This is a genomic window from Rhodoplanes sp. SY1 (assembly GCF_046000175.1).
In the GTDB taxonomy this organism is placed as follows: domain Bacteria; phylum Pseudomonadota; class Alphaproteobacteria; order Rhizobiales; family Xanthobacteraceae; genus Rhodoplanes.
The window spans coordinates 98,251-104,387 of the sequence record NZ_JBEOMB010000082.1; the positions used below are offsets into that span (position 1 = coordinate 98,251).

A 6,137-nucleotide genomic window follows, 5' to 3' on the forward strand; every position below is an offset into this window, starting at 1 on the left:
ATCGTGGTGCCCCAGAGAGACGCGGGCGTGCGGCGCCCGCGCGGCGTCACGCCCGGCTCGACCCGGCCCCCGGCCGCGTCTCCGCCGCGAGCCAGCGCCATTCGACGATGCAGGCCAGCGCCGAAAGCCCCACGAAGGCGCCGACCAGCGACAACGTCATCCAATGCAGCTCGATCATGCTCTGTCCCCCCGAACGAGTCATGTTCCGTTAACCATGCCACTGTCGCCGGCAACTCCGGCGGTAGCGGTGTCGGATCGCGGCCGGGGCGGGGAGATTTCGCGATGTGTCCGGCCGTCGCGGACGGTGGCGGAGGCTGCGGAGCGGCGGCAAGCGACGTCGTGACGGGCCGAATTCCGGCCGGGGGAATGTGGTCGGGCGTCGGGCCGCGGCTGTAGGGTGGGCGCGCCGGAACGGCGGGCCCACGCGGTCGGCGTCCGCCTTATCGACGTGAGACGGCGTGGGCACGGCGCTCGCGCGCCTTTGCCCACCCTACGGAGCCGAAAAGAATCAGATCGCGCGCAGCGCCGGGCCGGGGAGTTCGTCGCGGATGTGGGCGATGCGGTTCTCGGCGTCGACCTGGACGACGGTCGGGACGTGGCGCTTCGCCTCCTCGGCCGTCATGTCGGCGAAGGTCGCGAGGATCACCAGGTCGCCCGGCTTGTTGCCGTGCGCCGCGGCGCCGTTGATGCAGATCACGCCGGAGCCGCGCTCGCCCTCGATCGCGTAGGTCACGAGGCGCGTGCCGCGGGTCACGTTCCACACGTGAAGCTCCTGGTTGGTCAGGATCTTCGCGGCGTCCATCAGGTCGGCGTCGATGGTGCAGCTGCCCTCGTAATGGAGGTCGGCATGCGTGATGGTCGCGCGGTGGATTTTCGACCAGAACATCCGGATGTGCATCGGGGGCTCCTCGGCGGCGCTCCCATGCCAGATTTTTGCGGCGCTGCCAACCGGGCCGGCGTCGCGGCGGCTCAGCGCCGACGGCGTCGACGCGACGGCACCCGGTCCGGGGTCCACTGAACACGAACCTCGTAGGTGCCGGCGGCCGCGAAGCCCGGCTGGTCGCGCTCCGGGGCGCCGAGCCGGCGCTGCCCCGGGCCTTGCGGGCCGCGCGCCCCGATCCAGGCCGCCTCGGCGACGCTCCACAGGCCGTGCGCCGCCGGCACCCGGCCCGAGCCCGACGGCGGTCGGGCGGGCAGGCCTTTTCGGTCGCGATAGAGCTGCGCCTCCACGGCCGCAGCCGCGACGAAGCCGCCGACCAGCACGGCGACGATCCAGTCCAGGACGATCATGCTCAGCCCCCCGACGAGCGTGAATCGTTGATGCTGCCAGGATCGGCGAGGAAGCGGGCGGCAATCGTCAGGGAACGGGGCAGGGCCGTGACGGTTCGGCGATGCCGGCGCCGGCACCGAGGTCCGGCGCGCGCCCCTCAAGAATCTGCGACGTTGAAGGTTTTCGAAACGCGCGAATGTGATCCGGCGCGCCGCGCCCTCACTTCACCAGCCGGGCGACCTCGCGGAACTTCGGGTGCTCGGCCGACTCCACCCACTCGAACAGCACCATCTCGGTCGTCACGATCTCGGCGCCGTGGCGCTCCATGCGGCGCAGCGCCGTCTCCTTGCTCTCGGCGGCGCGCGAGCCGACGGCATCGCGCACCACATAGACCTGGCGCTTGCGAGCGAGCAGGCCCAGCACGGTCTGGCAGACACAGACATGCGCCTCGCAGCCGACCACGACCACCGCATGAGCCGGTGCCAGCGCCGCCAGGAAGCCGGGCGCCGGCAGCGAGTCGAAGGTCTGCTTGGTGATCACCGGATGGCCGGCGGTCGGCAGCCCCGCGACGGTGCGGCCGAGCCCCTTCGGGTTCTGCTCGGTGAACACGACCGGGATGCCGACCAGGGCGGCGCCGTCGAGCAGACGGCGCGCGTTGGCGATCGCGGTCTCGGCCTCGGCGATCGCCGGCATCAGACGGTCCTGGAAATCGACGACCACGAGGGTCGAGCGCTTTGGATCGATGGTCGGCACGGCTCTCTCTGCCGGAAATCGGCGCGGCGCCCGGCCGGGGCTCGGCGGGCGGAACGCGAGAATCGAGAGCCGACACTAGCCCGGAACCGGCGGGCGCGACACCGGGCACGATGTCCCGCGCGAGCCGTCACCCGCGCGATCGCGCCGGGCCGCGGCCGTCGCGACCGGCTTCGAGAAAGGCACGGATCGTGTCCACCACCTCGGTGGCGACCTCCTCGTCGGAGGCGGAGAGCGAGACCAGCCGACCCTCGGCGAGGTGCAGCACCGGAACGTGGAGCCGCGTGCCCGAGGCCGGATCCTTGATCTCGCTGATGCTGACGTCCTCGACCGCGTCGAGCGGCGCCTCGATCGGGGTGCGCGGCCACAGCAGCACCTTGCGCTGCACCCGCACCGTGCCCTCGGGCTTGTCGAGGATGCAGGTGACGGCATTGGCGAAGCCGCTGGACTGCAGGGCCAGACGGCCGGCCGTGTTCTCGACGACGCGCATGAGGATCTCCTGTGTTCGGTGGCGGCCGGGCGATGTCCAGGGGGAACCGGACCGGGCTGGGCGCGTTCCCGGTCCCCGGCGCGGCCGTACGGTCACGTACAGTTCTTCCAGAGCGGCTGCTGTTCCGGGGCCCCGCTGGGTGGGCATCGCCGAAAAGGCGCTCCGGCCGGCCCCCCGCCGGGTGCCGGCGTGCGGATGGCCGGTGCGCTGCCATCGACGTGGCCGCGGCCGCGCGCGGCTCGACCGCCTCCGGCCCCGGTGGTACAGCTTGCGGTATTGCCGCTCCACCGCGAGATTCCGCCATGCCATACGATGCCGAGATCAGCCGCAAGCATCCCGCGGCCTTCGTGTTCGTGATCGATCAGTCGTCGTCGATGAACGACGCCTTCAACAACACCCGCCGGACGCTGGCCGGCTTCCTGGCGCGCAGCGTCAACGATGCGCTGCGCGAGCTGGTCAACCAGTGCACGCGCGGCGACGAGCAGGTGCGCGACTATTTCCATGTCGCGGCGCTCGGCTACTCGGACGGCAAAGTGCGCAACGTCTGGAAGGACACCGAGGACTTCTTCCTGCCGATCTCGCGGGTCGCCGACGCGCCGCTGCGGATCGAGACCGTCACCATCAAGGTGCCGGACCCGGACGGCAAGATGCGCGACGAGGAGGTCGAATCCGAGGTGTGGTTCGAGCCGGTCGCGGTCGGCGACACCCCGATGGTCGAGGCGCTGAAGAAGACCCGCGACATCGTCGCGGCCTGGGTGAAGGAGCATCCCGCCTCGTTCCCGCCGATCGTCTTCCACGTCACCGACGGCGAGCCGACCGACGGCGACCCGGAGCCGGTGGCGAACGAGATCAAGGCGCTCACCACCTGGGACGGCGCCGTGCTCCTGTTCAATCTCCATGTCAGCCGCGAGACCGGCAAGGAGGTCGTGTTCCCGTCCGACGAGGCGACGCTGCCCGACGTCTACGCCAAGAAGCTGTTCCGGATGTCGAGCGAGATCCCGGAGCCGCTGCGCCCGGCGGTCGCCGAGTCCTACGAGACGACCGCGACCTCGCGCTTCTTCGGCTTCAAGGCCGGCACCGACACGATCGCGCACTTCTTCCAGATCGGCACCCGGCCGGCCAACGCGCCCGTCTACGTGGCGCCGGCCGACGCCGAGCCGGCCGCCCCGGCGCCCGCGGAGCCCGCGCCAGCGCAGCCCACGGCGGCGCAGCCCTCGTCGGCGCAGCCGACCAAGGAGGCGAGCCCGGCCTGACGGCCGGGTGACACGATGCGCCGGGTTCGTGCCTGGACGGTGCCCAAGGAACCCGAGGTGCCGTCCGAGAACGAGGACGCCTTCGCGGCCAATGCGGCCGCGACCGCGTTTGCGGTGTGCGACGGGGCGACCGAATCGTTCGCCTCCGGGCGGTGGGCGCGGGCGCTCGCCGCCGCCTTCGTGGCGCACGCGCCGCTCGACCGGACGCTGCTCGCCGGCGCGCGGGCGACCTACGAGCAGTCCTTCGACATGCGCAAATGGCCGCCCTACCGGCGCAACGCCTACCGGCGCGGCAGCTACGCCGCGCTGGTCGGCCTGATGCTGTGGCCGAAGGAGCATCTCTACGCCGTCCAGGCGATCGGCGACTCGATCTGCGTCGTCGCCGAAGGCGCCACCGAAAGGACGCGAGAGGGATCAGCGGCCGTCGCCGGCGCCGGCCATGGCGCCGACGACGGAGCCGGCGCAAGGCCGACGCTGGTGCGGTCCTTTCCGCTGTCCTCGGCGGCGCAGTTCGAGCGGCGGCCGGTGCTGCTCTCGACCGCCGATCACACCAATGTCGTCGACGGGGTGCATCTGCTCGATCAGTCCGGCATCTGGACGGTCGGCCGCTACGCCGCGCACGCCCGGACGGCGTTCTGCCTGATGACCGACGCGCTCGGCGCCTGGCTGCTCGACGAGACCGAGGCGCGGCTCGCCCGCCTGCAGGCGATCGAGAGCGAGACGGCCTTCGCCGATCTGGTGATCGAGGAGCGCGCCGCGGGCCGGCTGCGGCGCGACGACACGACCCTCATGATCGTCGAGACCGGGTAGCGTCATGGCTGGCTGGCCGACCGCCAACGACTACTCGCTCGCCGTCGCGAAGCGCGCCTTCGTGCATCAGCGGCTCGCCGGCCTGACGTTCCGCCGCATGAAGCGGATCAACCGGCCGGTGCTGTTCACCGGCAACTACGCCGCGACCTTCGCGCTGGAGGACCCGACCGGCCGGCCGAAGGCGCTGAAGCTGTTCACCCGCCACGTGCCGGACCGCGCCGACCGCTACGCCGCGATCGCGGCGTTCCTGACCGAGCGCACGCCGCCGCAGTTCGTCGGCTTCGAGTATCTGCCGCAGGCCGTGCAGATCGAGGGGGTGCGCTATCCGGGCCTGCTGATGGACTGGGCGAACGGCGTCCCGCTCGACACCTATGTGAGCGCCAATCTCGAGACGCCGGAGGCGCTGCGCAAGATCGCCGCCGACATCCTCGCCTTCGCGGCCTCGACCGAGCAGCAGGGCTTCGCCCATGGCGACCTGCAGCACGACAACATCCTGGTCGCCGACCGGCTGCGGCTGATCGACTACGACGGCATGTTCGTCCCGGCCATGGCGGGGCGGCCGGCGGTCGAGAGCGGCCACCAGAACTATCAGCACCCCGGCCGCCGCCGGCAGGCCTTCGGCCCGACCATCGACCGCTTCTCGGCGATCGCCATCTATCTGGCGCTGCAGACCGCGATCATGGCGCCGCGCCTCTATGCCGAGCACGCGGTCGAGAACGGGCTCCTGTTCCGCAAGGGCGACTTCGAGGATCCGCGCCACTCCGCCGTGATCGCGGCGCTCGACCGGCTGCGCCCGCTGCGGCCGGCGGCGCGCGCCTTCGCGGCGCTGTGTGCCGGCGATGTCGAGGCGGTGCCGAGCCTCGCCGACTTCGCGGCGCAGACCGGGCTCGGCCCGCGGCAGGCGAACCGCGCCGGCGCGCGACCGGCGACCGGCCGCGGGTGGAGCCTGTTCGGCCGGACCGGCCGGTCGTCCGCTGCGACCACCGAGGGGCCTGCGGTCCCGTCCGCCGCCTCGTCCGGTGTAGCGGGGCGGGGGCAGGGGTGGGGACCAGGCCCCTGGCGCCCGGCCGCCTGGTCGGCCGCCATCGTGGTCGCTTACCTGGCCGGCGCGCATCTGCTTCGCGACGACGCCGCCGGCCCAGCCGCGCCGACCGTCGCGGTCCCGACCGTTGAGGCGCCGGTTGTCACGGCGCCGGCCGTGGCTACGCCGAATGTCACGGCGCCGAATGTCGCGGCGCCAAGCGTCGCTGTGCCAAGCGTCGCTGTGCCAAGCGTCGCTGTGCCAAGCGTCGCTGTGCCGGCCGTCCCGGTGCCCGTCGAGCCGGAGCCGCCGAGCGTCGCGGCGTCGCCGGCGCCTCCGCCGCCGGCTCCGGCCGAGCCGTCGATGCCGCCCGCTCCACCGTCGTCCGCCGCGACCGTGGTCGCGACCCCGGCTCCGCCCGAGCCCGTCGCGCCCGCCGCCACGGTCACCGACGATGCGGTGCGCGAGGATGCGGTGCGCGAGACGGTCGCGCCCCCGGCCGTCTCGCCTGCGGTCGTGGGGACCCCGCCCGCGGCGCCGCCC

The 6,137-nt window shown here is 72.6% G+C and carries 7 protein-coding genes and 1 pseudogene; 3 read left to right on the forward strand and 5 right to left on the reverse strand.

Annotation, left to right across the window (positions count from 1 at the left end; all coding sequences use genetic code 11):
* Nucleotides 1-46: 46 nt before the first annotated feature.
* The 5 genes from ABTU92_RS20450 to ABTU92_RS20470 form a co-directional block, all read right to left on the reverse strand.
* On the reverse strand, nucleotides 47-178 hold the full coding sequence (locus ABTU92_RS20450; protein ID WP_408093472.1) for a hypothetical protein: 132 nt from the start codon (nucleotides 176-178) through the stop codon (nucleotides 47-49).
* 330 nt (nucleotides 179-508) lie between these two features.
* Entirely contained in the window at nucleotides 509-898 is a 390-nt protein-coding gene (gene panD / locus ABTU92_RS20455) for an aspartate 1-decarboxylase (protein WP_408093473.1), read from the reverse strand.
* Nucleotides 899-969: 71 nt separating this feature from the next.
* Nucleotides 970-1,290, reverse strand: a complete 321-nt coding sequence (locus tag ABTU92_RS20460) for a hypothetical protein (RefSeq protein ID WP_408093474.1) — start codon at nucleotides 1,288-1,290, stop codon at nucleotides 970-972.
* Nucleotides 1,291-1,489: 199 nt separating this feature from the next.
* A complete protein-coding gene (locus ABTU92_RS20465) occupies nucleotides 1,490-2,023 on the reverse strand; it encodes an isochorismatase family protein (protein WP_408093475.1) in 534 nt (177 codons plus the stop codon).
* A 127-nt stretch (nucleotides 2,024-2,150) separates the two neighbouring features.
* Nucleotides 2,151-2,510, reverse strand: coding sequence for a hypothetical protein (locus tag ABTU92_RS20470; RefSeq protein ID WP_408093476.1), 360 nt, complete (start codon nucleotides 2,508-2,510; stop codon nucleotides 2,151-2,153).
* 302 nt (nucleotides 2,511-2,812) lie between these two features.
* Here ABTU92_RS20470 and ABTU92_RS20475 point away from each other — a divergent pair, with 302 nt between their 5' ends.
* From ABTU92_RS20475 to ABTU92_RS20485, 3 genes and pseudogenes are all read left to right on the forward strand, one after another.
* A complete protein-coding gene (locus ABTU92_RS20475) occupies nucleotides 2,813-3,763 on the forward strand; it encodes a VWA domain-containing protein (protein WP_408093477.1) in 951 nt (316 codons plus the stop codon).
* 15 nt (nucleotides 3,764-3,778) lie between these two features.
* Nucleotides 3,779-4,573 carry a hypothetical protein gene (locus ABTU92_RS20480; protein ID WP_408093478.1) on the forward strand — a complete coding sequence of 265 codons (795 nt, stop codon included), beginning with the start codon at nucleotides 3,779-3,781 and terminating at the stop codon, nucleotides 4,571-4,573.
* 4 nt (nucleotides 4,574-4,577) lie between these two features.
* A pseudogene (locus ABTU92_RS20485) lies at nucleotides 4,578-6,137 on the forward strand (hypothetical protein); the annotation flags it as partial.